General features: G+C 46.2%; 21 protein-coding genes. 11 read left to right on the forward strand and 10 right to left on the reverse strand.

Features of this window, described 5'->3' with window-relative positions; all coding sequences use genetic code 11:
• Positions 1–27: 27 nt before the first annotated feature.
• Together ViNHUV68_RS14785 and ViNHUV68_RS14790 are read right to left on the reverse strand one after the other, a co-directional pair.
• Complete coding sequence (locus tag ViNHUV68_RS14785; protein WP_391091245.1) at positions 28–948, reverse strand: LysR substrate-binding domain-containing protein; 921 nt, start codon at positions 946–948, stop codon at positions 28–30.
• Positions 938–1,390, reverse strand: a complete 453-nt coding sequence (locus ViNHUV68_RS14790) for an AsnC family transcriptional regulator (RefSeq protein ID WP_391091247.1) — start codon at positions 1,388–1,390, stop codon at positions 938–940. The genes ViNHUV68_RS14785 and ViNHUV68_RS14790 overlap by 11 nt, the downstream gene beginning before the upstream one ends.
• A 200-nt stretch (positions 1,391–1,590) precedes the next feature.
• Between ViNHUV68_RS14790 and yjeH the strand changes: the two genes are divergently transcribed.
• Complete coding sequence (yjeH, locus tag ViNHUV68_RS14795; RefSeq protein WP_391091248.1) at positions 1,591–2,841, forward strand: L-methionine/branched-chain amino acid transporter; 1,251 nt, start codon at positions 1,591–1,593, stop codon at positions 2,839–2,841.
• Here yjeH and ViNHUV68_RS14800 read toward each other — a convergent pair.
• A complete protein-coding gene (locus ViNHUV68_RS14800; RefSeq protein ID WP_391091250.1) occupies positions 2,838–3,596 on the reverse strand; it encodes a class II glutamine amidotransferase in 759 nt (252 codons plus the stop codon). The genes yjeH and ViNHUV68_RS14800 overlap by 4 nt on opposite strands.
• 213 nt (positions 3,597–3,809) lie before the next feature.
• Between ViNHUV68_RS14800 and ViNHUV68_RS14805 the strand changes: the two genes are divergently transcribed.
• From ViNHUV68_RS14805 to ViNHUV68_RS14835, 7 genes are all read left to right on the forward strand, one after another.
• Positions 3,810–5,132, forward strand: a complete 1,323-nt coding sequence (locus tag ViNHUV68_RS14805) for an AarF/UbiB family protein (RefSeq protein WP_391091252.1) — start codon at positions 3,810–3,812, stop codon at positions 5,130–5,132.
• Positions 5,133–5,205: 73 nt separating this feature from the next.
• Positions 5,206–6,552, forward strand: a complete 1,347-nt coding sequence (locus ViNHUV68_RS14810; protein WP_038173190.1) for a magnesium transporter — start codon at positions 5,206–5,208, stop codon at positions 6,550–6,552.
• 1,146 nt (positions 6,553–7,698) lie between these two features.
• Entirely contained in the window at positions 7,699–8,142 is a 444-nt protein-coding gene (locus tag ViNHUV68_RS14815; protein WP_038173192.1) for a dCMP deaminase family protein, read from the forward strand.
• Between the two features lie 622 nt (positions 8,143–8,764).
• Positions 8,765–10,201 carry a glyceraldehyde-3-phosphate dehydrogenase gene (locus ViNHUV68_RS14820; protein WP_038173193.1) on the forward strand — a complete coding sequence of 479 codons (1,437 nt, stop codon included), beginning with the start codon at positions 8,765–8,767 and terminating at the stop codon, positions 10,199–10,201.
• Positions 10,202–10,384: 183 nt separating this feature from the next.
• Positions 10,385–10,594, forward strand: a complete 210-nt coding sequence (locus ViNHUV68_RS14825) for a hypothetical protein (RefSeq protein ID WP_038173194.1) — start codon at positions 10,385–10,387, stop codon at positions 10,592–10,594.
• A gap of 181 nt (positions 10,595–10,775) precedes the next feature.
• Positions 10,776–11,261 carry an acyl-CoA thioesterase gene (locus ViNHUV68_RS14830; protein WP_038173196.1) on the forward strand — a complete coding sequence of 162 codons (486 nt, stop codon included), beginning with the start codon at positions 10,776–10,778 and terminating at the stop codon, positions 11,259–11,261.
• 127 nt (positions 11,262–11,388) lie between these two features.
• Positions 11,389–11,634: a hypothetical protein gene (locus ViNHUV68_RS14835; protein WP_038173197.1), complete on the forward strand. Its 246-nt coding sequence runs from the start codon at positions 11,389–11,391 to the stop codon at positions 11,632–11,634.
• A 3-nt stretch (positions 11,635–11,637) separates the two neighbouring features.
• Here the strand turns inward: ViNHUV68_RS14835 and ViNHUV68_RS14840 are convergent, their stop codons facing one another.
• The 5 genes from ViNHUV68_RS14840 to malE all read right to left on the reverse strand — a co-directional run bounded on the left by ViNHUV68_RS14840 (position 11,638) and on the right by malE (position 18,257).
• On the reverse strand, positions 11,638–13,302 hold the full coding sequence (locus tag ViNHUV68_RS14840; RefSeq protein ID WP_391091255.1) for an ABC transporter substrate-binding protein: 1,665 nt from the start codon (positions 13,300–13,302) through the stop codon (positions 11,638–11,640).
• A gap of 79 nt (positions 13,303–13,381) precedes the next feature.
• Positions 13,382–13,993, reverse strand: a complete 612-nt coding sequence (locus tag ViNHUV68_RS14845; RefSeq protein WP_051686478.1) for an outer membrane beta-barrel protein — start codon at positions 13,991–13,993, stop codon at positions 13,382–13,384.
• Positions 13,994–14,526: 533 nt separating this feature from the next.
• The gene (malG, locus tag ViNHUV68_RS14850; RefSeq protein ID WP_038173199.1) at positions 14,527–15,417 is read right to left on the reverse strand and encodes a maltose ABC transporter permease MalG; all 891 of its coding nucleotides are present in this window, start codon (positions 15,415–15,417) and stop codon (positions 14,527–14,529) included.
• A gap of 10 nt (positions 15,418–15,427) precedes the next feature.
• A complete protein-coding gene (malF, locus tag ViNHUV68_RS14855) occupies positions 15,428–17,002 on the reverse strand; it encodes a maltose ABC transporter permease MalF (RefSeq protein ID WP_391091257.1) in 1,575 nt (524 codons plus the stop codon).
• A gap of 73 nt (positions 17,003–17,075) precedes the next feature.
• Positions 17,076–18,257 carry a maltose/maltodextrin ABC transporter substrate-binding protein MalE gene (gene malE / locus ViNHUV68_RS14860; protein ID WP_038173201.1) on the reverse strand — a complete coding sequence of 394 codons (1,182 nt, stop codon included), beginning with the start codon at positions 18,255–18,257 and terminating at the stop codon, positions 17,076–17,078.
• 657 nt (positions 18,258–18,914) lie between these two features.
• Between malE and malK the strand changes: the two genes are divergently transcribed.
• Positions 18,915–20,033, forward strand: coding sequence for a maltose/maltodextrin ABC transporter ATP-binding protein MalK (malK, locus tag ViNHUV68_RS14865; RefSeq protein ID WP_391091259.1), 1,119 nt, complete (start codon positions 18,915–18,917; stop codon positions 20,031–20,033).
• Between the two features lie 71 nt (positions 20,034–20,104).
• Here malK and ViNHUV68_RS14870 read toward each other — a convergent pair whose 3' ends face one another.
• Positions 20,105–20,920 carry a phosphate ABC transporter substrate-binding protein gene (locus tag ViNHUV68_RS14870; protein WP_038173204.1) on the reverse strand — a complete coding sequence of 272 codons (816 nt, stop codon included), beginning with the start codon at positions 20,918–20,920 and terminating at the stop codon, positions 20,105–20,107.
• A gap of 168 nt (positions 20,921–21,088) precedes the next feature.
• Here ViNHUV68_RS14870 and ViNHUV68_RS14875 point away from each other — a divergent pair, with 168 nt between their 5' ends.
• Entirely contained in the window at positions 21,089–21,442 is a 354-nt protein-coding gene (locus ViNHUV68_RS14875) for a DUF3024 domain-containing protein (RefSeq protein WP_038173205.1), read from the forward strand.
• Between the two features lie 56 nt (positions 21,443–21,498).
• Here the strand turns inward: ViNHUV68_RS14875 and rnb are convergent, their stop codons facing one another.
• Positions 21,499–23,502 carry an exoribonuclease II gene (gene rnb / locus ViNHUV68_RS14880; RefSeq protein WP_391091261.1) on the reverse strand — a complete coding sequence of 668 codons (2,004 nt, stop codon included), beginning with the start codon at positions 23,500–23,502 and terminating at the stop codon, positions 21,499–21,501.
• Positions 23,503–23,907: 405 nt separating this feature from the next.
• Here rnb and ViNHUV68_RS14885 point away from each other — a divergent pair, with 405 nt between their 5' ends.
• Positions 23,908–25,788: a DEAD/DEAH box helicase gene (locus tag ViNHUV68_RS14885; RefSeq protein WP_038173208.1), complete on the forward strand. Its 1,881-nt coding sequence runs from the start codon at positions 23,908–23,910 to the stop codon at positions 25,786–25,788.
• Positions 25,789–25,823 lie beyond the last annotated feature (35 nt).

A 25,823-nucleotide genomic window follows, 5' to 3' on the forward strand; every position in this document is an offset into this window, starting at 1 on the left:
TCAAAGTTACTCATTTGAGTAATGATTTTAAATCATACCAATTGAATAAGGTGAGGTGCGCATTGCAGCCAATACCTTGTCACGCATCCAATGGTGCGCTTTATCTTGATCGTATTTAGGGTGCCACATCAACCAGTAACAGTGTGGCTCGCTAGCAAAAGGCAACTCTCGATAGGTGAGTGGGTAATTTCTCGCCAGATTACGGGCAATATGCTCGGGGACTATCATTAGATAATCACTACTGATCAAAGCATTAACCGCAGCAGAGAAAAACGGTACTTTAAGTGCTATGCGGCGCTGATAGCCCGCATGTTTTAACCCCATGTCGGCGTTGCTGTCTTTATCGCCGCCACCCGTCACTTTAAGGTGAGGAAATGCCGTCAAACGTCGGCAACTCAGAGCTTCATCACTATCAAGTGGATGCCCTGCACGCATCAAACAAACCGAGCTGTCTTGACCAATTTGGACACTACTCAACGACTCTGGAGGCTGCGCGAGCATGGTTGACGCAAGGTGAATACCCGTTTGTTCAAACGAAGCAAGAAAGTCTGGCTGCCAAAGCCGATAAGCAATATTCACTTGCGGCGCTTGCTCAACCATAACCGCAACCAGATCTGGCAGGATATATTGCGCAACATAGTCACTCGATGAAATAACATACTCTTGCTGCCATAACGCCGGTTCAAATGAGGTGTCGGCGAGAAGATGCTCAAATTGTTCTAGCAGCACACGCAGTTTGTGCTGCATTTCCAGCGCTCGCGGGGTTGGAACCAACTGGTTACCACTGCGGACTAACAGAGGGTCTGCGCATAATTCACGTAACTGCGCAAGCTGACGACTCACCGCTGACTGAGTTAAATTGAGCCGTTGCGCCGCATGGCTTACATGGCACTCTTCTAACAACACATGCAGTGAACGCAGTAAATTGAGATTAATATTATTGAGCATGATTTAAGGTATTAAAGAATTCCGTCAAGACCGTGTGGGTCATTAAATGGCGCAGTTCAGGGATTTGTTGTAACTCATCACGAATCGCATTCAAACGCGCCATGCTTGCGACTTCGACGTATAGCATCATATCGGTTTCGCCACTGATGGCATGACACCACTTCACGCCATCAATTTGGTAGATGCGTCCTGCATAAGTCTCACAGTAATGCGTCGAACTCGACATATCAAATTTTAATGCCAAGTAGGCTTTGATCGGGTCTTTAGCACTTTGCTGAGCAATATCAGCGTGATAGCCCAAAATTACTTTTTCATGTTCAAGCTTTTGAATGCGAGCCGTCACTGCGCTGCGCGACAAATTTACCTGACGCGCAATCTCGCTCACACTCGCTCGTGCGTTGAACGTTAACAGTTTGATTATCTGTTGGTCGAACTTGTCCATTTTTGCTTCCTGTTGCCAACTTATCCTGTTGGTTCAATGCAATGTGACACAAAAATGCGGCGCTGGAAAGTCGCCACAATAGCGCGACATTGCCTGTAAACCGACAATTTGACGCGCATCTGTGACGAAATGACTACTGCATCCACCCGCGGCTTGGGATAAGCTATCCGAAAAATAGCATAAGGTGCAGGGAGCGCATCATGAGTGAGTTAAAACAAGACATCACCTTACTATCTGGGATTGGTCAGTTATCGACGACCCTACTTGGGACAGGTCTGTTTATGGTGCCCGCGATAGTGGCGGGCATTGCTGGTCGCTTCTCGCTGTGGGCGTGGTTGGTACTCTTCATTGCGATCTGCCCAATCGCGCTTACTTTTGCCCAACTTGGTAAACGCTACCCAAGCGCTGGTGGCACGGCTTTTTTTGTTCGTAAAGCCTTTAACGCACGCTTAGAAAAAAGTGTCGCATGGCTGTTTTTAAGCGTTATCCCTGTCGGCGTTCCGGCTGCTATCGCGCTCGCGGCTGGTTTCTTGCAGCAACTATTACCAGCGAGTCTAAACTCGTCTTTATTTGCTCAGATAGTAACGGTTGCGCTACTGGTGGCCGTCAACCTCGCTGGGGCGAAATCTTCAGGTCAGTTGCAAACCGTTGTCGCGTTAGCGATTTTCGCCTTAATTGCCGCATTTTGGTGGCGCGGTGACTTTAGCCAAGCAGACTTGGCGTTGCCGGCGCTTACCTCTGACGGTATCTGGTCAATAGGATTAGCGCTCGGTGTCATGTTTTGGTGTTTTGTCGGCATCGAAGCCTTTGCTCATATGGGCGAAGAGTTTAAGAATCCCCAGCGAGATTTTCCCATTGCGATTATTATTGGTTGCTTCATTGCGGGCGCAACCTACTGGGTTTGCTCAGTCATCATCCTAAAAATGGGCGCTTATGGCAGTGCTGCTTTCGACAGTACCTCAATCCCTTGGATCTCTGAGCAGCTGTTTGGCGCTCAATTTAAAGCACTGATCAGCGTGATTGGGTTTGCAGCCTGCTTTGCCAGCGTCAACCTCTACACTCAAAGCCTGTCACGGATGCTGTGGGCTCAAGCGCGCGACTACAAACCAAGCGGTGGTTTGGCACGGTTATCAATACGTGGTGTCCCTGCTAACGCCACACTCACCGTTGGCGCGGTAGTGGCACTGTCTTGTGTCGCGGGAGAATTATCAGGATTGGATCTTGAGTTCTTCCTTAAATTGGCCAACGGCATATTCGTGCTAGTCTATCTATTGGCAATGCTCGCGGCGTATAAACTGTTGAGCGGATTTAGCCGTAAACTCGCTGGCGTATCATTAGTGCTATGCAGCGCGGTATTCTTATGCCTTGGTTGGTCAATGCTATACGCAGTCATCGTCTTCAGCCTGCTCAACCTGCCTTGGGAAAGATGGCGGACGGCCAAGCAGAGCTAAACAGCGATACTGACGACCTGGTCACCACAAATCGTAACAATGGTCTGCGCATCAATCTTTCGCCACTCACCTCCGGGCTCTAATGGCTCAGACGCAAGCACGATGTCTGAGCCACGTTGTTTGATAAACACGGTTGGCGCATCACCACTAGAGCTGTAACGAATCACCCAGAACTGTGTTCCATCTGAGATACAGATTGACGCTTTGAGCGGATCCTCAATAGCTTGAGTTTGCATCAACTGCACAATGTCTCGCAAGGTGGTTTGTATCGCCTTGATCGGATTGTCACGTAAGCCATTTTGTAACATCAACATAAAAATCAATTCACTGTCTGTGGTGCCTTTACGTTGCAAAAATTGCGCTTCGCATAATTGACGCTCAAGCAGGTAGCGTAGCTGATCAAAACCACCGATTTGACCGTTGTGAAGAAACATCCAGTTATCGATAATAAATGGGTGGCAGTTTGAGCGCGAGACTTGGGTGCCCGTTGATGAGCGCACATGCACCATAAAACGGTGTGAACAAATATGGTGAGTCAGAGAGCGCAGGTTCTCATCCCCCCAAGCAGGCAACACGTCATGAAACTGCCCGGGTGTTGTACGTTCGGTATACCAACCGAGGCCAAAACCATCCGCGTTGACCCGAGTAACGGCTTTGCGCGCATCAAGACTTTGGTGCACCAGCGAGTGCTCTGGCTCATAGACTAATTGGTCGAGATAAATCGGGCTGCCTTGATAGGCCAACCAACGGCACATAGCGCTTCCTTGAGTGTTTACATATCTATTAATAACAGCATGATTTAAAGCTTTCAGCAAGCAAACGTGGCGATGCTTTAATCAACAGCCTAACACCGAGGCGCTAACGCCTATCTGGCTGTAGCGCCGTCATGATGACGCTTTTTTATTCTTGGTTTGATATCAAGCCGATGGCTTTTCCGTATACTAAGTCAGTGAATAGGGAGAATATCTATGTCAACCAAAGAGCGCAGCTTACCCACACACAGACTGTCGAGATTGGGCAAATTTGCCTCACTCGCCACCCGTGTCGCAGGCAATGTGATCAGCGAAGGAAGCAAACAACTGGCACAAGGCAAGCGGCCCATAGCGCGCGATCTTTTACTTACGCCACAAAACATTGCGCGCTTAACCGATCAACTGGCCCATTTGCGTGGAGCGGCAATGAAGCTCGGCCAAATGTTATCCATGGATGCTGGTGACATTCTCGATCCCGAACTGGCTCAGATTCTAGCGCGACTTCGCTCAAGCGCAGACCCAATGCCCGCCAAGCAACTCAACAAAGTGATGGAAAACGCCCTAGGCCTCGATTGGAAAAGCGAGTTTATCGCGTTTAATTTCAAGCCTGTGGCCAGCGCCTCAATCGGTCAAGTACACCAAGCGTACAGTGACGATGGGCAAAAACTGGCGGTTAAGGTGCAGTACCCGGGAATTAAGAAAAGCATTGATAGTGATGTCGACAATGTCGGAACACTACTCAAAATCGTCGGTTTGATTCCGGAGTCAGTCGACTATAAAAGTCTACTCGAAGAAGCCAAAAAGCAATTGCATGATGAAGCAGATTATCAACGCGAGGCCAACTATATGGCGCGCTACCATCAGGCTTTAGCCGATCACCCGCACTTTGTCGTGCCTAAGCTGCACCCTCAAAGCTCAGCAGAGTCGATATTAGCGATGAGCTTTATTGAAGGCACTAGCATCGAAAATATTCAGCACAGTAGTCAAGAGACTCGTGATTTCGTTATGCATGCCCTACTGGAGCTGTTATTCAAAGAGCTGTTTGAATTTAAGATGGTCCAAACTGATCCTAACTTTGCCAATTATCTCTACCTTGAATCCAGTCATCAAATTGGACTACTCGATTTCGGCGCGACCCGTGAGTACAGCGAGCGTTTTAGTTCAGGCTATCAAGCGGCGTTTAGAAGTGTAATTCATCATGACGAGCAAGGTTTAAACCACGCATTAGAACAAATAGGCTTCTTCAGCCAAACGATTTTGCCCCATCAGCGGCAAGCGGTGTTGAACTTAGTCCACATGGCCTGTGAGCCTATGCTGGTAGACAAGCAATACGACTTTAAAGCCAGTGGACTGGCTCAGAGACTGCGTGAGGCAGGCACCATATTGAGTATGGAACAGGATTACTGGCATACACCACCAGCTGACGCGCTGTTTTTGCACCGTAAGATCGCAGGGATGTACCTACTTGCCGCACGAATCGGTGCAAAAGTAAACATTCGCCGTCTAGTCATGCCATATCTTGAAAGTGAGCAGCGATAGAGTATTGTTTTTCTGCTACTTTAGAGTAACTTGAACGGTAATCTATAAAAATATTCCTACATCGAGGTACTCTGTGAGTCAGTTTCAGGATCTCTCAACACTCATTGGACAGATTAGCAAGGCAGACGAAGATCAACATGCCACGATTCTAAATGACGCTATCGAGCAAGGCTTAGATCCTGGCTCGGTATCCTTGGTGCTCGAAGCCTTCCCAATTGAAGAACGTGTCAAACTTTGGCGCAGCCTTCCCCTCGAACTGCACATTGAAGTTCTGACTGAAGCGCGTGCTGAAGTACGTCACTCGATTATTGACCAACTGTCAGAAACCGAACTAAAACTGACGTTGGCAAAGCTCGACAATTTATCGCTCATTGAATGGGCCGACTCGTTACCTGAAGAGATCATCAACGAAGCGCTCCACCTAGTCGAAAAAGATGAACTCGAGCTGTATGACCAGGCAAATCAATATGAGGATGATCAACTCGGTCGATGGGCTGAGAGAAAAGTGGTCACCCTACCATTTAGTATTTCGGTTGAGAAAGCCAACATCCTCATGGAGCGTTACAGTTATGATGCTCCCCAGCAGATTTATTTGATCAATAAACAGAAGCAGTTTCGCGGCGTTGTTAGCTACATCGATTTGCTAAGAGCTGCGCCCAATGAACGTTTACGTAATCTGGCCATCGACAATGTGCTGACCTTAGATGCCAAATTAACTCTTGCCGAAAGTATCGAACCCCTTGAACACTCGTCACTTGCTGCGATTCCCGTGGTGGATGAAGACCAAACTTTGATCGGAGAAGTTGATTGGCAATTTGCCTTAAGTACTCAACGCGAAATCTACGAAGCCCGACTCATGGCCGGGACCGGTATGGACGAAGGGGATGACCTATTCGCTCCGGTGATGAAGAGTTCACAAAAACGTGGCGTTTGGCTCGGTATCAACTTGATGACCGCAATTTTAGCGTCAGTCACCATTGGATTGTTTGAAGATGTGATTGCCCAAGTCGTCGCGCTGGCGGTTCTGATGCCGATTGTTGCATCGATGGGCGGCATTGCAGGTAGCCAAACACTGACCCTAATGATACGCGCTATGGCGCTCAACCAGATCACCACAGGCAACCGTTGGGCGCTGTTGAAAAACGAAATCGGCATCGGCTCAATTAACGGTTTACTGTGGGCGTTGATCATTGGTGGTTTAGCGGGCTTATGGTTTCAATCCGCCGTTCTGGGCGCAACCATTGCTCTCGCCATTATTGTCAACATTGTTACAGCGGCTTTATTTGGCGTGTTGATCCCTATAGCACTTGATAAACTTAAACTCGATCCCGCGTTAGCAGGGTCGGTTATCTTAACCACGGTCACCGATGTGGTTGGTTTTTTTGCCTTCTTGGGTACCGCAAGCTTGGTCATGATATAGACCGAATAACGACAAATTCATCATTAGCATTTTTGCTAGCTTTTGCATTTTGCAATTCCAATATGCAACCAAGGCAATTAATTAGAGCTAAAAAAGGCGACATTCTACGCAATACAGCGCTATAAAAGTTGGCACATATACTGCTATATATTAGATGACCCTTAATAAGCCGAGGGTCACCTAGCCAACTGACGTTGTTAGTGAACTCTGTTTTGTTCACACCTATATCGGCCAATCTCACTCCTTGAGGTTGGCTTTTTTTTGCCATTATTTTGCTGTTAACAGAACAGATAAAAAAAAGTAGCAGATAGCCAAAAGGCACACTGACGCTGATATCGCCTCTATTAACCATACATCTCACGCAAAAGAAAACCCCACTAAGCTCTCGCCTAGTGGGGTCTATTCTTACTCGCAGCAATCCGGCTACTAATAGGTGCTCCCTGCATCTATTCCTTGATAGTACGCTGAATCCTTCAGCACTTTCCTTATCATCGCCTTCCTAGCGGTGTCCTTGGCAATCCAGCCTGTTAGCGTTCCTCACTAACTCGCATCACTTAATCCTTAAGCGGTGTCCCTGATTCTATCATCCTGATAGAGGTTGCCTTAGTCCGTTAAGTGTCCATTGCCTTTCCTTGTGTAACCATCCTAGTTACTAGCGTCCAGCCAATGTCCTTCGCTTTCCATGCCAATTATTCATCCTGAATAATCGAATCTTCGTCCTGAAGATGACCTATCCGTGGGTCTTTCCTGTTCCGTGTCTGCTCCTTGCTGACCACTTAAGATTATTCGATTGAGTCACTTTCACAATCATATTTTCAAGAAAATACTTTATGAAAACTGTGCAATAAACACTCAAACCAATATAAATCATATAGTTATGATTTATATCTGGCTATTTTCTTGGCCTGTTTTCTAACATCGCTCACGACTTTGTAAGAGATCTCTCACAAGCTTTGAGGGTAATATCCCAAATGCGGTCATTTTTCGTTCAACGCAAATTGTGATCAGGGACACTGGACATCGCAAGTCGGTCAATCGCCGTTGCGCAATATGCGAGTTTTTCTGGACTATCGATTCAGAAATTAGGATATTATGAGCGCATCCACATCACACGGCTTATTACCCTACCTCATAAAGGAAGATTGAATGATTTCTAAATGGGCGCAACGCTTTTACCAAATGGCAGAACTTGTTGGCTCTTGGAGTAAAGATCCCTCCACTCAAGTTGGCGCTGTCATTACTAAGCAAAACCGCATTGTCTCTGTCGGCTTTAACGGCTATCCCCACGGCATTTCAGATAGCGCAATGACTGACGATCGCGAAATGAAATACCTAAAAACCCTTCATGCTGAAGAGAACGCCATTCTCTTTGCAAAAAGGGACTTAGATGGTTGCGAGATTTGGGTGACTCACTTTCCCTGCCCAAACTGCGCAGCAAAAATTATTCAAACCGGTATATCAGCAGTGCACTGCCCTGAACAAACACCGGATTTTTTGTCTCGCTGGGGAGATAAAATCAAAGTCAGCCAAGAAATGTTCCTTCAAGCCGGGGTAAAAGTAAACTGGCTGCCTCTCGCCGATATTAGTTAACACCAGCGAGTGCGTCACTGCCGCTGCGCGCCAAAAGACACCCGTTGTTGCGCAGCGCTGCTTGATACGCCTAATCACTCCTTTCATAGCCATTGTGTCACTATATCCCTCTACTTGGGCGCATCGCTTGCGCCATTGACAAGTTTTTGCGTTACTAATCGGCAAAACTGACCATTAAAGACAGAGATTTTTGTCTGCTATCAACATCATATGGCCTTTCAACTGCCTCTTTTACTATTGTTCTAAAGTCGAACTCAATATTGCGCTTTCTTGTTCACTAATTGAGTAGAACAAGTGATCCACATCGCTTTGCGATCTTTAAACATGGCAAACTGTTACATAATTAATGTGCTTCAAGTATTTTTAGTCGAAAATTAAGTCTTCTAATCAAAAAATGTCAATAGTATAAATAGACGTAACTTTTCAGTATCAATCGCCACTATTAACCCATTTAACAGCAGAAGATAAGAACATTAATTTTTCTAGCAGAATAAGATGTTAGGCATTACAATCCTGCCGCATAAAAACTACAAAATTAACACAAGATTTTATTCCCTCTACCAGCACCCCTACAAATGCAAAGTAGAGTCAGTCCCCCAAAACGCGAAAGGTCTAACATACAATGAGCCCAGAGAAACATCTCCTAGATTGGCAAACCAGCCAAACGATTGCGGAAACTATCTCTCCACTTCTTAGCCAGCTTTATCGTCATAAGGGCGTTGAAGTTCTACTTTTTGGTAAAACTCTCGTTAACGCTGCGACAATTGACATCATTAAAACGCATCGCTTAGCCCGCCGCTATACTGGCACCGCGCTAACGCCTCAGCAAACCCTGCCTTTGATTAAAGCCCTAACCGAAATGGAGCTCTCTCCATGTCGTATTGATGTTGGCCAACTCGCGCATCAATTTTGGCAAGGCCGCGATGACGAACACGGCGTAAAAGACTTTTTGCACAGCGCTTTAATCGGAGCAATGAACGGCGAAACCGTCACTGAGCCTCGTGATGTCGTGCTATACGGCTTCGGTCGCATTGGCCGCCTGCTGACTCGTTTATTGGTTGAAAAGTCAGGCCCTGGTTACCCGCTGCGTTTACGTGCCGTTGTGGTTCGAGGCGGAAAAAAAGGCGATTTAGAAAAACGTGCTAGCCTACTTCGTCGTGACTCGGTTCACGGACAATTTAACGGCAGTATTGTGGTAGATGAAGAGCGTAAAGCCATCATCGCCAACGGTAACTACATTCAGTTTATCTACGCCAACAAACCTGAAGAAGTGAATTACACTCACTTTGGTATCAACAATGCACTTGTGGTTGATAACACCGGTGTATGGCGCGATGCAGAGGGCCTAAGCCAGCATTTATTGTGTCAAGGCGCGAAGAAAGTGCTACTCACCGCTCCTGGTAAAGGCGACATTAAGAACGTGGTATTTGGCGTCAATGAGGCGGTTATTGAACCTCAAGATACCATTATCTCTGCGGCAAGCTGCACGACCAACGCGATTACCCCAATCCTTAAAGCGATTAACGATAAGTTTGGCGTACTGTCTGGACACATTGAGACCGTGCACTCATTCACCAACGACCAAAACCTGATTGATAACTTCCACTCAGGTGAACGTCGTGGTCGTAGTGCATCGTTAAACATGGTGTTAACCGAGACTGGCGCAGCAAAAGCCGTCGCGAAAGCGCTGCCTGAACTTGCAGGTAAACTCACGGGTAACGCGATTCGAGTTCCAACGCCTAACGTTTCTATGGCCATTGCCAACCTCAACCTTGAGAAAGGCACTGATAAAGAAGCGCTTAATGCTTACCTCAGAGAAATGGCGCTAACGTCTGAGCTGTCTGCACAAATCGACTACACCGAATCGACAGAAGTGGTGTCAACCGACTTAGTCGGATCGCGCTTTGCTGGTGTGGTTGACGGTGCGGCGACCATCGCGCAAGACAACCGCTGCGTTTTATACATCTGGTACGATAATGAATTTGGCTATAGCTGTCAGGTGGTCCACTGTATGGAACAGATGATGGGTGTACGTTACAAAACTTACCCAACCAAATAGCGCTTAACAGTGTATAGAATATCGCTGCGCTAACCTTCGGCAGCAAGACTCCACAACATAATACTTATAATAATCCCCCGTATTGCCATCCTCATTTATGTGAGGATGGCCTTTTTGCTTCCTCGTTCATGTTTGATTCATTTTCATTTTGTTACTTTGTGCATAACGTAAGAGGTATTGATTATGAATAAAACTATTTCGACTATTCTGGCTCTGTTTGTTGGCGTTATCGCGCTTCTTTTCAGTCTGATGCTAGCGATTCCATTGACGATTGCCGCATTAATCACAGGCAAAAAAATTGAGAAGTCGCTCAAGATGCAACGCACTGCGTTTTCTCAGCAAAACGATGCCTCTGTATTGGAAGGGGAATATGAAGACGTATCTAAAAAATAAGCGTGAATCGATTTGCCATACGATCTCATTCGCTTGAGTGTAACGGCCAAAGCTTGACCACTCAGGCCTCATCATTTCTGCCCTTTTGCTATAACTAAAGCCATCGTTATCAATAGAGGTTGCGCCACAGTAAGTGGTTTGTTATTAAAGAGTGATAACAATAACAACTTAGGAATAACCGATGAGTACGGGTAAACGCGATATAACACTGCGCTTTCTTGCCGAGCCGAGCGATGTAAATTTTGGTGGCAAAGTCCACGGCGGCGCCGTGATGAAGTGGATAGATTTGGCCGCCTACGCCAATGCCGCCGCTTGGAGTGGTAAATACTGTATTACAGCGTATGCTGGCGGAATTCGTTTTGTTGCACCAATTCATGTGGGTAACTTAGTCGAAGTCAGCGCCAAGGTCATTTATACCGGTCGAACTTCAATGCATATCGCGATTGACGTTCAGGCCAGTGATCCGACCAAGCTCAAAAATCGCCTCACGACTCACTGTATTGTCATCATGGTTGCGGTGGATGAACACGGCAAACCAACCGAGATCCCTGAGTGGACTCCTCAAACACCAGAAGATATTGCTCTGCGTGATTCCGCGATTCGTTTGATGAATATGCGCAAACAGATTGGTGAAGAGATGGAAGCCCACGTTAAGTACCTTAAATAACGACCTTGGTACCAAATCGGAGCTATACCGCTCCGATTTTAATCAAACCCAACCCAGTGTCATTTTTTCTTCATCTAGATTTGCTTAAATCCGCTCACACTCAAACGCGTCATTGAAGGAAAATCTCTTGGCTTTTGGCAATACCACGTTGACCGAAGCGACCCTATCGAATCTAAAATCGGTCGAATACCAATGGGTACGGACTCTGTATGTCGAAGGCTACGCTGACGAACAGATTAATCACTATATTCGTACTTGCTTTGGCGGCGATGACCTTTTTGCCGACCTATTTCGTAAAGTCGCACTCTCGCAAGAAAGCCTGTATGTACTACTTAGGCATTTGGGCTGCGCGCCGTCGAGTCGTGAGTTATAGACGTTATGCTGAATTGTTTGCAATCCAAAGCTGATAGAAGTCGCTATAGCCGCTTTTTCTGACCTGTACACCACGCACTTGCTGAGCTTTCGTTACCTCTTCTTGTCCACAAAATAGCGCGACGCAGGTTTTACTCTGGTATAAGCCGCTTTCAATTTCTCGCAACGCGACCAATGGCTTGTCTTTGCCGACTGCCTCACGGATTTTTGCTTGGTGATCTTCCATTTGTGATGGTGTCAACGCAAACCTGAGGCCTGTCGCCACACTTAACCATTCATACATCCCATACTCAACTGGCGACTCAATAATCTCTTCGATCAACATCAGATCAGCATGCTGAGACGCCATCTCAGGTCGACTAATGTCATCGACAATGAACACCTCTAGCTCCAAACCAGTGGAACGAATTAATCGATGCAGCCATTTGGTGTTGCGAATTAAACTTGGGATGGTCCAGATAGGCTCAGCAATCACAATTCGACCTTCAAGCTTAGGCAACGGACCTGCGCTAACTAACTGATCCGTATCGTGATGAAACTCTACCCCTTGCACCGCGCTCTGGCGATCATAGACAGACTTTTGCTCACGGATCACTTCAGCCAGTTTGTGCCAAGTCTCGACACTGATTTGGCTATCTTTACGCGGATGAAAAGTCAGGTAAGAGAAAGCATTGATTGACTCCACCTCAATTTCACCGACCTCTTGGTTAAAACTGAGGGTGTTTTCAATCACCTCACTGTCATGAGACAGAGTCACACGTTCAAGCAAAGCCCCTGTGGAGTAATATTCGGTGTGCGCTTTTAAGCACAGTTTTTCACCATTCCACTGCTCTATTCGGTATGGTCCTGTACCAATATGATAAGTGTACCGTCCACCAAATGAGCGTGTCTCTCGACAAGCAATCGCAGCGTTAGGCATTGACAACATATACAAAAATAACGAGTTCGGATAATGAAGAGTGATCTGTACGCAATGATCTGAAAGGGCTGATATACGGTCGATACAACGCCCGAGCTCTTGTACTGGACCTGAGAAAGTTCGTAAGCGCTCAAGACTCCAGATCACATCGTCAACGGTTAACAACTCGCCATCATGACGATAGACATTAGGACGCAGCCAAAGCGTAATGGTATTGGTGTCGACTTCCCAAGTATGTGCCAGTGCGGGATGTAAATGACCATCGCGATCTTGCTTAATCAGTACATCGTAAACGCTCTTGACGACTTGCAGTTCTGAGAGCCGAAATGTTTCGACCGGATCAACCGTATTAATCCAAGGATAAGATGAAATAAGTACCGAATTATTGGCTTCGTTAGAATGATTGAGCGCTTCCGTTGCAATGTTGAGCGCCCTCACTGCCACCGCACCATAATGGTCGAGAAGTTTAGCAATCAATTTAAAATGCGCTTTTTCCAACTCATGAATTAATACTTGAGTCAGCGCTTGTTGCATGGATTTATTGATCGTCAGTTGGCTGCTTTTACTGCGACCAATGGCTGGTCGCCAGTTAATCCATTCCAGTTGCGCCAGTTTGCGCATCACCGTTGAGACATTTCGTCTTGAAGTGCACAGTGCCGTTTCTAGTTCGTCAAGTCCAACTGCACAATCGGTATTGGAGGGATAATGCTTGATTAGTAGCTCAAGATATCTAAGATTAACATCGTTCACAACGACTCCACGTTAGAATAACCTACCCGCTAAAATAGCATAAGGAGCCCTAAAGGTAGAGCTCCAACAGCATTAACGCTTAGAAATGGTAGCTTAAACCTAGAGAGAAGACGTTAATATCTGCATCAATTGTCGCCGTTGCGCTAGCAAGCTTGACAACTTCGAGCTCAGGATTCATGTAATCCCATGTCGCCTCAAGGTGGAGGTTATCCGTCAGCGCAAATTCAGCGCCAATACCATAGATACCTGTCATGGTGGTATCAGACATTGTTGTGTAGCCTGACGCGCCAACGACTGAATTACTAACCTTAAACTCAGCATTGAAGTAAGCGATGCCTGCTTTAGCATAAAGGCTGAAACGATCAGTCAATGGCAAGATAGCTTTAGGCTGAAACGCTACAAACTTCATATCACCGACAGTTACAATATCGCCGTCCAGTGCATCGTATCCACCAATCGCGCCCTCTAGAGCAAAATACTGGTTGAATTGATAACCTGCATAGATTTTGCCAGCCAAGCTAGAGTCGTCTTGCATTTCTAGTGCTTCGCTACCACTCATTATTGCTGAGTTTAATGATGCATTGGCGTGGTCGAATTTAGCTTGACCAATAGAACCACCGACATACGGGTTTGCGTTTGCGATCGAACATGCGGTAAGAAGTGCTACCGCAACAACTGTTTTTCTTAACATCGTATCTACTGCCTATCTTATTGAATAATTAGAATATTTGCGCATCCTTAAGCAGCCAATGTCGTCCATAGCATTGGGTTTTACAACAGCGAAGATAGTAGAGGGATAGTGAGAAATTAAACACGCAAAATTTTGTGGTAATTTTTCTACATTTAGCTTATTCGGGGGCCGCAAAGCGTCGCCAAGGTAGCTAAAAGCTTGGATTTTAATGATGTCACGCTCAATATAATGAAATATAAAGATCGCTTTCATTAATAATTGAATAGTCAGTCGCAGGACAATTGCATCGCTATTTAGCCCTGCAGCAAGGAATTGCTACTCTGTTGAGCACAAATTGCAGACATAAAAAAACCCGGGACAAAGCCGGGTTTTGGTTACAAAAACTGTTAGTAGTCAAATAGTAAGGAATCTTGCTAACAGCCAGCTATGCGTAACGCCAGGTCTGCTCTCTACTTAACTGATCAGCGGCCAAACCAAAATTGTTAAGCAGAGACACAAAATGGGCGACCTCGCGGTCGCCCTTATCGTTATTATTACCCTTTCACACCGCCGGCGGTTAATCCTCCGACCAACCAACGCTGCGCAAGTAAGAATACGACGGTAATTGGTAGTGCAGACAACACTGCTGCTGCTGCAAAGTCACCCCATAAGTAGTTCTGAGGGTACAAATACTGCTGCATACCAACCGCTAATGTATAAGAGTCTACATCAGAAAGCAGTAGAGATGCTACCGGAACTTCACCGACAACCATAATGAATGACAGGATGAAGACGACCGCCAAGATAGGCACTGATAGGGGCAGTAGAACCAATCTGAATGCTTGCCAAGGCGTTGCACCATCGAGTGCAGCGGCTTCTTCTAGTGAACCATCGATGGTTTCGAAGTAACCTTTGATTGTCCATACATGCAGAGCGATACCGCCTAAGTACGAGAAGATCAGTCCACCATGAGTATTTAACCCCAAGAACGGAATGTACTGACCCAACTTGTCAAACAGAGCGTAAAGCGCAACCAGCGCCAATACGGCAGGGAACATTTGAAAAATCATCATCGCTTTTAAGATGGTGTTTTTACCCTTGAACTTCATCCGCGCAAACGCATAAGCAGAAGTGGTTGATAAACACACGATCATAATCGATGAGATACCCGCAACTTTTATCGAGTTCCATAACCAAGTCAGTACCGGAAATGGTGGTGGCGTCACCGTGCCATCAGCGCTGGTTATTGAGAAGCCGAGCGCCAATTTCCAGTGATCGAGAGACGGATTTTCCGGGATGATGCTCCCCGTAGCGAAGTTACCCTCACGAAACGAGATAGCGATAATCATCAGTAGTGGAAAGATAATCAGTGATAGGAACACCCACATAGCGACATGAGTAGCCCACACACGGTATTTTAAAGAGTTACCTTGTACCATTGCCATTTTCGTTTCCTTAATCCTGAGCGACTTTCGTTACACGTAGGTTGAGTAGCGCGAGCGCACCTACAAGTAGGAAGATAAGTGTTGCGATTGCACTTGCGAGACCAAAGTCTTGACCACCCGCGCCTTCAAAGGCAATGCGATAGGTGTAGTTCACAAGCAAGTCGGTGTAGCCTGCAGGCTCTGAGGTTCCAATCATGTTTGGACCACCTTGAGTCAGCAACTGGATAAGAACAAAGTTGTTGAAGTTAAAAGCAAAGGCCGCAATCAACAAAGGTGTTAACGGTTTAATCATCAATGGCAAGGTGATCTTGGTAAAGTTCGAGATAAAGTTCGAGCCATCAATCGCTGATGCTTCATAAAGATCATCAGGAATCGCTTTTAATAGCCCCATACACAGGATCATCATGTAAGGGAAACCCAGCCAAGTATTGACGATAAGGATCATGCTTTTCGCCAGAATAGGGTCAGAGAACCATGAAGGACTAATGCCAAACAGGCCTTCTAAAACCATATTCACTTCACCAAAGCTTTGGTTGAATAAACCTTTAAAGATCAGAATAGAGATGAACGCTGGTACGGCATAAGGCAGAATCAGTAACACACGATAGATAGCACGTCCTTGCAGCGCTTCCCACTGCACTACGCTGGCCAGAATCAGGCCGATGAATACGGTCAGTGCCACACTCACCGCCGAAAAGATAATCGTCCAAATGAAGATACTGATAAACGGTTCTTTAATGCCGTCATCTTTCCATACACGCTCGAAGTTATCGCTACCAATGTTAACCACAAAGCCGGGCGAGACAGTGTCACCCACAAACTGACCGCTATCATCTACAGGTTGGTAAAAGCCCGAATCAATATTAGGACGTAGCATCTCTTGAGTACGGTTGTTGTAGAGTGATTCACCGTCGTCTTGCAGGGTATACAGTGGCACGACAGCGGCAAATTTACGTAGACCACTCATACGAATGTCTTCGCCGTTTGGTAAATGCAAATCCAGCTCAGACAACGTCGGGCGGTTTTGAACGATGGTCTTAATTGTCTCTTTCTGACCATCAATACCGTCTACAGGCGCAAGATCAAGGTCAGAGAGCGAAAGGGTCGCTAGATCAAAGGCGTCAGTGGCTAAAAGCTGATCGCCATCTTGAATCGCAATACGTTGACCTTGCTCGGTGTTATACAAAGTGAAAGGATAACTTTTGCCACTTTGAAAGGTTCGATCAAGCAACACAGTCTGTGCTCGTTCGTAAGAGAGTTGGTTTTTCGCACTGTAGTTTGTGAAAGCAAGACCAATGGTGTATGCCAAAGGGAATAGGATGAACAAAATCATCCCCGCAATACCCGGGTAGATATAGCGATGGGCATAGGTCTTTTTACTACCAAAGATAAAAAGTGCCAAAGCAGTAAGAATGACGGTAAGAAGGGCAAAGGCCATCTCACCGCGTGAATACATTAGGATTGTCGCGTAACCGTTAAGAATACCGATAGAGCCGAGAAGCCCCCACTTAACTAAGACACTTTTACTTGAAGGCAAGCTCGTTGTGGGTGATGTCATAACATCTGTACCTTGAACTGACTGCATATGAGAACCTGCTAGCGATAATATAAAAAGAGAAATGAAGGAGGGGTTACCCCCTCCTTAAAAGGGTAAAGAATTATTTAGTCATTTGTTTATCAGCGTCAGCCAGTGCTTCGTTGACTGATTGGCGGCCATCAACGATGTTGATGATTGCGTTCTTCGCGCTGCCCCAGAAAGCATTCATCTGCGGGATGTTTGGCATAATTTCGCCATTCATTGCGTTATCCATTGTTGCCGCGATGCGTGTATCGGCATCAAGCTCACGTTGGAAAGAGTTTAGAGCAACGGCGCCAAGTGGTTTGTCGTCGTTCACTTTACGCAGACCATCATTGGTCAGTAAGTAATTCTCTAGGAACTCAACCGCAAGATCTTTATTTGGTGACGCTGTGCTGATACCAGCAGTAAGAACACCAACGAATGGCTTAGAAGATTGGCCGTTAAATTTAGGCAGTGTCGTCACACCATAGTTGATACCAGACTTCTCGATGTTACCCCAAGCCCATGGACCATTGATGGTCATTGCGGTCTTACCTTGGTTGAATGAAGACTCAGAAACTGAGTAATCCATATCAGAAGAGATCACGCCTTTATCAACCAAACCTTTAACGAAGTTCATTGCATCTTTGACGCCTTCGGTGGCAATACCCGCATCTTTGACATCGTAGCCTGCTGCGCCATATTTGAAGGCATAACCACCGTCAGCCGCCATCAAAGGCCATGTGAAGTACGGTTCTTTCAGGTTCCACATGATCGCAGACTTGCCATCGGCTTTAAGCTTGGCATCAATCGCCGCGACGTCTTCCCAGCTCTTAGGTGGATTTGGCACAAGATCTTTGTTGTAGATAAGTGATAGCGATTCAACCGCGACTGGGTAACCAATGAGCTTGCCGTTGTACTTCACTGCATCCCAAGCGAAGTCAACGATACCCTCTTTTAGTTCTTTCGATGGGTTGATTTCAGCTAGCAGGCCTGCTTCTGCGTAACCACCAAAGCGGTCATGAGCCCAGAACACAATATCAGGACCGTCACCAGTCGACGCTGTTTGTGGGAACTTGTCTTGAAGTGCATCAGGGTGAGCAACCGTCACTTTAATGCCTGTGTCTTCTTCAAATTGTTTACCTACTTCAGCGAGTCCATTGTAGCCTTTATCGCCATTAATCCAGATAGTAAGTTGACCTTCTTCGATAGCAGCGTTTGCACCAAATGAGCCAAGGGCAACGAGAGTGCCAAGTGCCACTGTGCTTAGGGCGTTTTTCATGTTGATATCCTTTTTTATATTTGTGTTGTAGGGCGCAACCTGAGGTTTCGCCGTATTTCAACAGTGATTCTCAGCCAAACTGACAAAAGACTCATCCTCCTACTCCCTACGCCCTTGCTATTATGAACTATTTTCGTGATCCCCATCGTTATAGGATGGCGACCGGCATCACAAATTAATCGCTTAATGTGATCAAATGCACCATAGACACAGAGAAATATTTGAGCTAGATCGCCCTATGTAGTCTACTCCCTCAAATCGCTCCTCCCCTGCTACTACCCCTGCATTTTTTTTGCTTAGGAGGATGTCTTAGGCGGCGTATTTTTCCAAACTAGCTACATCCAAGAGTGGATGGTAAGAACCCTTTCCAGTAACACAACGTAATGGTGACTGGTTACAATGCCGCAGGGTTTGCTTAAAGTACTCAAGTCACGTAGGTATTCAGGTTACTGATTCATTCGGGGGAGAAGCTTGAGTACATGGGGGAAGCAAACTTAATTTGGCTTGATGGGTGGTGTGAGAAGCTCCATCACCCATATTTTCTTACCCTTTGAAAAATTAAATCCATTCCTTACCAAATTCCTACTGTTATTGCCTGCTCCATAATTCATATAATGATAGGCAGTAAATTATAAAAATTGATCGAGGGCGAGCTAAATGGCGAGTGTCACGTTAAAAAATGTATCTAAAGCTTACGGTGACGTACTGATTTCCAAGAACATTGATTTAGAGATCCAAGAGGGCGAATTCGTTGTATTCGTCGGTCCATCAGGCTGTGGTAAGTCGACACTACTGCGTTGTATTGCAGGCCTAGAAGACATCACATCCGGTGATCTTTATATCGGTAATGAGCGCATGAACGAAGTCGAGCCGTCAAAGCGTGGTGTCGGCATGGTGTTCCAGTCTTATGCGCTTTACCCGCACTTAAACCTTTACGATAACATGTCGTTTGGTCTTAAACTGGCCAAAGCCAGTAAGGGTGAAATTGACAAGCGTGTTGAACAAGCCGCAGAAGTTCTGCAATTGAGCCACCTTCTTGAGCGCCAGCCAAAGGCACTATCTGGCGGTCAACGTCAGCGTGTTGCTATCGGTCGTACTCTGGTTTCTCAACCAGACGTATTCCTCCTCGACGAACCACTATCAAACCTTGATGCGGCGCTTCGTGTCCAGATGCGTTCAGAAATCACCAGACTTCAACGTAAACTGGGCTGCACCATGATCTACGTTACCCATGATCAGGTTGAAGCAATGACCATGGCAGACAAAATTGTGGTTTTAGATGCTGGGTTCGTTGCTCAGGTCGGCAAACCGCTCGAATTGTACCATTACCCTCAGAATCGCTTCGTCGCAGGCTTTATCGGCTCACCAAAGATGAACTTTATGAGTGTGTTCATTGAAGCAGTCGAGAAAGAGCGCGTGTTGGTACAGATAGCAAACGGGACCTCATTCTGGATACCTGTCGATGGCACCACAGTTACGCGCGGCGAGCGTATGTCATTAGGTGTTCGCCCTGAGCATCTGCTGCCTGCGAACGAAGGCGATGCAACCATCGAAGGTGACGTTAACATCGTTGAGAAACTTGGCAACGAGACACAAGTTTACTTGCACATTGATGCCGCTGACGCTGACATGATTTATCGTCAGCCAGACACCTTAGCGGTTGAACCAGGCGATAAACTTGCGGTTGGTATTCCGGCCCATCGCTGTCACTTGTTCCACAGCGATGGTAAAGCGTGTCGCCGCTTGCACCAAGAAGCTGGCGTTGATTTCGAATAACCCACAAATGATGATAAAACCAAGCCCAGCGTCAATGCTGGGCTTTGTTCATTATAGGTTTAATCAATTAACTAACGAATAGGTGTATAACCATACTCTTCAATTAATGCGCGCGTTTTCTCGCTCTGTAAGTAGTCAATAAAGCCGCGCACGTTCTGATCAAGAGTTTCAGTGTTATACAGCACTAAAAATGGGCGTGATAGTTGGTAGGTGCCGTTAGCGATCGTCTTACTGCTTGCTTTGACGCCTTCAAATTCAATTGCTTTGATTGACCTGTCGACTGAACCTGTCGACACAAAACCAATCGCTTGTTTATTATGGTTAACGATGGTTTTAACCATGCTGTTGCTGTTCACCACTAAATTCTCTGGGTTGATGTCTGACACTAAGCGGTCATTAAGCACTTTGGTCAAGCCCATTAAGCTTTCAAAGCTATAACGCGACCCAGAAGAGGCTTCGCGAGTCACTACGGCGATGGATTGATCATTACCACCTAACTGCTTCCAGTTGGTCACTTTACCTTTATAGATATCAAACAGCTGCTCACGAGTAATATTTTCAATCGGATTACCCTTATTGACAATCACGGCCAAACCATCAAAGGCAATTGGCGTGACGGTCAGCGTTTCATCTTGCTCACTCTCGGTCAAATAACGAGAACTCATGCCAATATCCGCAACACCTTTTTTAACCAACGTAATCCCTGCGCTTGAACCTACACCTTGCACCGCTACATATGTATCACTTTGAGTACGATTATAGTGTTCGGCTAAGACATCCATAACTCGAGCGACTGAAGTTGAACCAGACACATTTACCTCTTCAGCCCATAATGGCGCCGAGAGTAGCGATGTCGATAAAAGTGTAACGAGCGCAACACGAAGCATAATTTTTTCCCAATCGTTGTGATAATGTAGTTAACCGCGGTTATGTTAAGTCGATTTGATGACATTTTTGTGAAAACCGATACAGACATGCTTAGATCTTGTATCTACTATGGTTAAACAAAGATATGGTCAATATCGATCACTGCAACGTGCGGAAAGAACAACGTTATGGGACTGGTAAGTTTGCTACAAAGACAGGTCGAAAGCAGAGCGCAGCTTATTTGTAAGCAGCGCAACCAAAGCACGCCCGCCGAACTTGGTAAAGCTTGCTACGAGGTGCTAAACAACGGTGTCGTATTTATTAAACAGCACTTTCTACTCGATTCAAGCCACTGCGACTACACAAACCCCGTCGCGAAAGTAGAGTGGAACGGCGAGCTGAATCAATGGCAACTGTTCATGCCTCATGAAACCGAGCTAGAGGCGTGGATGCCCTACCCCTATCTGGCACAAAGCAGTGATTTGACCGCTATCACTCGTGAAATAGCCAAAGATCCTAAAGCGATGTTTTGGACAGATTAACACCAGACATGACAAGGGCGCTCAATGAGCGCCCTTGTTGTTCGTGCCGTTAGCGATTATTCCGCCGCCGCTGAAGTTTGGTCGTCAGACTTTACTTCATCAAACACTTGGGTTGGCTTTGCAACCAAACTGCGGTTTTCTTGGTTAACATCGGTCAACACCACTTCAACCACATCGCCAAGGCGATAGACGACTTCTTTATCGATTGAGACCGTACCATTATCGCTATTGCACTCGAGACGTTCTTTGTTTGCAAGAATCAACGTGCCCGGAACAAAAGCTGCAGCGCCATTTTCCACCAGACGGATTCGCATACCTGCACGGTTAATATCAAAGATCTCACCGTTAAACTTAGTTTGCTTGCTCGGCTCGTCAGCCAATGTACGAGCGTAAAGCCAATCACCAACATTACGTTCCGCCATTTTATGATGCTTACGATGCAACGCGAGCTCTTCTCCCACACTGTCATCTGCCGTTTGCACTGGAGCTTTACCCAAAATATGTGCCTTAAGCATACGATGGTTGATCATATCGCCATATTTGCGGATCGGTGATGTCCAAGTCGCGTAAATATCAAGGCCCATCGCATAATGAGGTAATGGCTGATTACCAATTTCACTGTAGCTTTGGAACTTACGAATACGGTTATCAAGGTAGCTGGTTTCTTGTTGAGTCAACCAACGGCGCAGCTCGGCAAATCCTTCAAGTGTTGCAACTGAATCAGCAGTAAAAGGCAACTCACCTTCTGGGTTGATGAAACTGATCACCTCGGCGATTTTCTCAGGTTTGAAGCCTGCATGAGTGTTGAATACGCCTGAGTTAAAAGCGCTGCGTAAAATACGGCCAGCACAGATGTTGGCGGTAATCATCGCCTCTTCGACCAAACGGTTGGCACTGCGACGAGTTTCCGCATGAATCGCCACTACGTCATTATCTTCGCTCAATTCGAAGCGGTAATCGGGACGATCGGGGAACACCACTGCGTGCGTTTCACGCCAGTTAGCTCGTGCCAACGAGAAGTCATACAAATCACGGACGATTTGCGCAATCTCTTCACTCGGCTGCCACTGCGGTGACTCGCCATGCTCGAGCCAATCTGAAACATGATCATAAGCAAGGCGAGCATGCGATTTAACGTTCGCGGCAAAGAATTGAATGTCGTCGCCAATCACGCCTTGTTTATCAATGGTGACCGTACAGCAAAGCGCCGGACGAACTTGATCTTGCATTAATGAACACAACTCATCGGCAAGGTCACGGGGCAACATTGGAATATTGCGCCCCGGCAGATAAATCGTAAAGCCACGTTCACGCGCAACTTTGTCCATTTCGCTATCAGGAGTGATATAAGCGGTTGGATCCGCAATCGCAATCGTCAGTTCGAAATCACCTGACTGCGTTTTTTTCACATACAACGCGTCATCCATATCCTTGGTTGACTCACCATCAATGGTAACAAAAGGAATATCAGTCAGGTCAATACGTTGCAGATCAGGGTCATCGATAATTTGCCAATTTTCAATCCCAGCAGGTTCACTGTTCGGTAAGTCGTTCTGCGCTAACGTCACCCACCAAGGCGCAATTTTGTCGTCAGCGTCAGTAATCTTTTGTGAAATTTCGACAAAGAAGCCATCGTCACCTTTCAGCGGGTGACGAATAAGATGTGCGACAACCCAGTCTCCCTCTTTAAGATCATCACTCTTGATGCCTTTGCGCGTTTTTGCTTTTAGCGACAACTTTTTCAATTGCGGATGATCAGGCGAAACATTGAGCTTACCTTTCAACAGCTTCACACGACCGATAAAACGATTTAGGCCTTGCTCTAACAATGTTTCTGGCTCAGCAACTTCTCGCTCATTTTCAGTGCGGATAATCGCTTGGACTTTATCGCCATGCATACATTTCTTCATGTAGGGAGGCGGAATAAAGAAGCTTTTTTTGTTGTCCACTTCGAGAAAACCAAAGCCTTTCTCTGTCGCTTTGATCGTGCCTTCTTTTTTAGGAAGCGTTTCTTGAATTTGCTGCTTAAGTTGAGCCAGTAGAGGGTTATCTTGAAACATCTATCTTGTTTTATCCGAGTCAGTATCTAACCAAAAAATTTCGCACACTATATCATCGCGACTATGGGCTCGCTAGCGCGCAAGTATCACAATCTGGTGATTGGCGGGCAATTCAATCGCTTAACAACCAAATTAACATGCTGATTATTTAACCACATGGCACGATTTGGTGACGAAAATGTGAACAGAACAGCTCAATTCAAAGAAGAATTGTGATGAATTTCAATTTTTTCTGGCTTTTTTTATGTATTTAAGGAATAATCCGCACCCTTAATTACGTCCCTAGTGGCTTGATGCGATTTACGACTTTTCCGCATCTGAACGGAATCAGCTCTTAACTGGATTGGTATTGGAATTGGTAGAGCTCGTGGGACCTTTTGTTGACATAGATATAGTAGGATCCCAATGACAGATTCTGTAATTCAGTTTAGCGATTTAGCGCTTAACGATTCTCTCCTTTCCGCTCTTAATGATATGGGCTTTGTTTCACCAACACCAATTCAAGCGGCCGCAATTCCGCATCTATTGGCTGGTAAAGATGCACTAGGTAAAGCACAAACAGGTACAGGTAAAACTGCTGCCTTCTCTCTTCCGCTATTAAACAAAATCGACTTTAATCAGCGTAAGCCACAAGCTATCGTTCTTGCTCCGACTCGTGAGCTTGCGATTCAAGTTGCGGCAGAAATCAAGAACCTTGGCCGAAACATCTCAGGACTTAAAGTTCTTGAGATTTACGGTGGTGCATCAATCGTTGATCAAATGCGTGCACTAAAGAATGGTGCGCAAATTATTGTTGGTACCCCTGGCCGTGTTCAAGACCTTATTAACCGTGACCGCCTGCACCTAGATGAAGTGAATACTTTCGTTCTAGATGAAGCAGACGAAATGCTTAACATGGGTTTCGTTGATGACGTAACTGCTATCATGGAGCACTCTCCAGCTTCTGCACAGCGCGTTTTATTCTCTGCAACTATGCCTCCAATGCTGAAAAAGATTGTTGAGCGCTTTTTGCGTGACCCTGAGACTGTCGACGTGGCGGGTAAAAACCACACGGTAGATAAAGTTATACAGCAATTTTGGGTTGTAAAAGGCGTAGAGAAAGACGAAGCAATGTCACGTCTGCTAGAAACTGAAGAGACTGACGCGTCAATCGTATTCGTACGTACTCGCCAAGATACCGAGCGCCTAGCTGATTGGCTATCTGCACGTGGCTTTAAAGCATCAGCACTGCACGGTGACATTCCACAATCACTGCGTGAGCGCACTGTTGATCACATCAAACAAGGTGTTATCGACATCTTAGTCGCGACTGACGTTGTTGCTCGTGGTCTTGATGTTGCACGTATTACACACGTATTTAACTACGATATTCCATTCGATGTTGAGTCTTACATCCACCGTATCGGCCGTACTGGTCGTGCAGGACGTAAAGGTAAAGCGATCCTTTTGGTTCGTCCTAACCAACTGCGTATGCTTCGTACTATCGAACGTGTAACTAAGTCATCAATGGAAGAGATTCAACTTCCACACCGTGACAAAGTGGCAGAGTCACGCTTAGCTAAACTTGGTGCTGAGCTAGAAACTGAAAAAGAACACAAAGCATTAGAGAAATTCTCTACGCTGGTTGAAAAACTGCAAGAGTCTCTAGAGCTAGACGCCGCGACACTCGCTGCGATTCTACTTAAACGTCAGCAAGGTAAGCGCCCACTATTCTATGTTGGCGAAGACCCAATGATTGAAGCCATTGAGCGTGATAAGCTACGTCGCAAAGACCGTCGTGAAACTGGTCGTGATGGTCGTGAAGGTGGCCGTCGTGAAGGTGGTCGTAGCACCAACAACCAAGACTGGGATACTTACCAGTTGCAAGTTGGTCGCGAGCAAGGCGTTCAAGTTAAAGATATCGTTGGCGCACTAGCGAACGAACTTGGTCTAACTAAAGGTTCTATCGGTGCAATTAAACTTGCACAAGGTGAAACTTACGTTCAGCTACCAAAAGCAATGTCTTCTGAAACTGCAGGTAAACTGCGCAAACTACGTATTCGTCAAAAGCAAGTCGACGCTGTTGTCTGTGACTTTGATGATTTCCGCGAGCCTCGTGGCCGTCGTGAAAGTGGTTTCCGTAGTGGCGGCCGTGAAGGTGGTCGTAGTGAAGGTGGTTACCGCGGTAAACGTGAAGGTGGCGCTGGTCGCGATGGTGAACGTCGTTTCGACCGTAACCGCGGCGGTGACAACCGTGGCAACTTCCGTGGCGAACGTGGTCATGGTCGTCGCACTACTGAAGCTTAAGCTTCAAGCATAGACAAACAAAAAAGGATACGCAG

It is taken from the genome of Vibrio sp. NH-UV-68 (assembly GCF_042940635.1).
In the GTDB taxonomy this organism is placed as follows: Bacteria; Pseudomonadota; Gammaproteobacteria; order Enterobacterales; family Vibrionaceae; genus Vibrio; species Vibrio pacinii.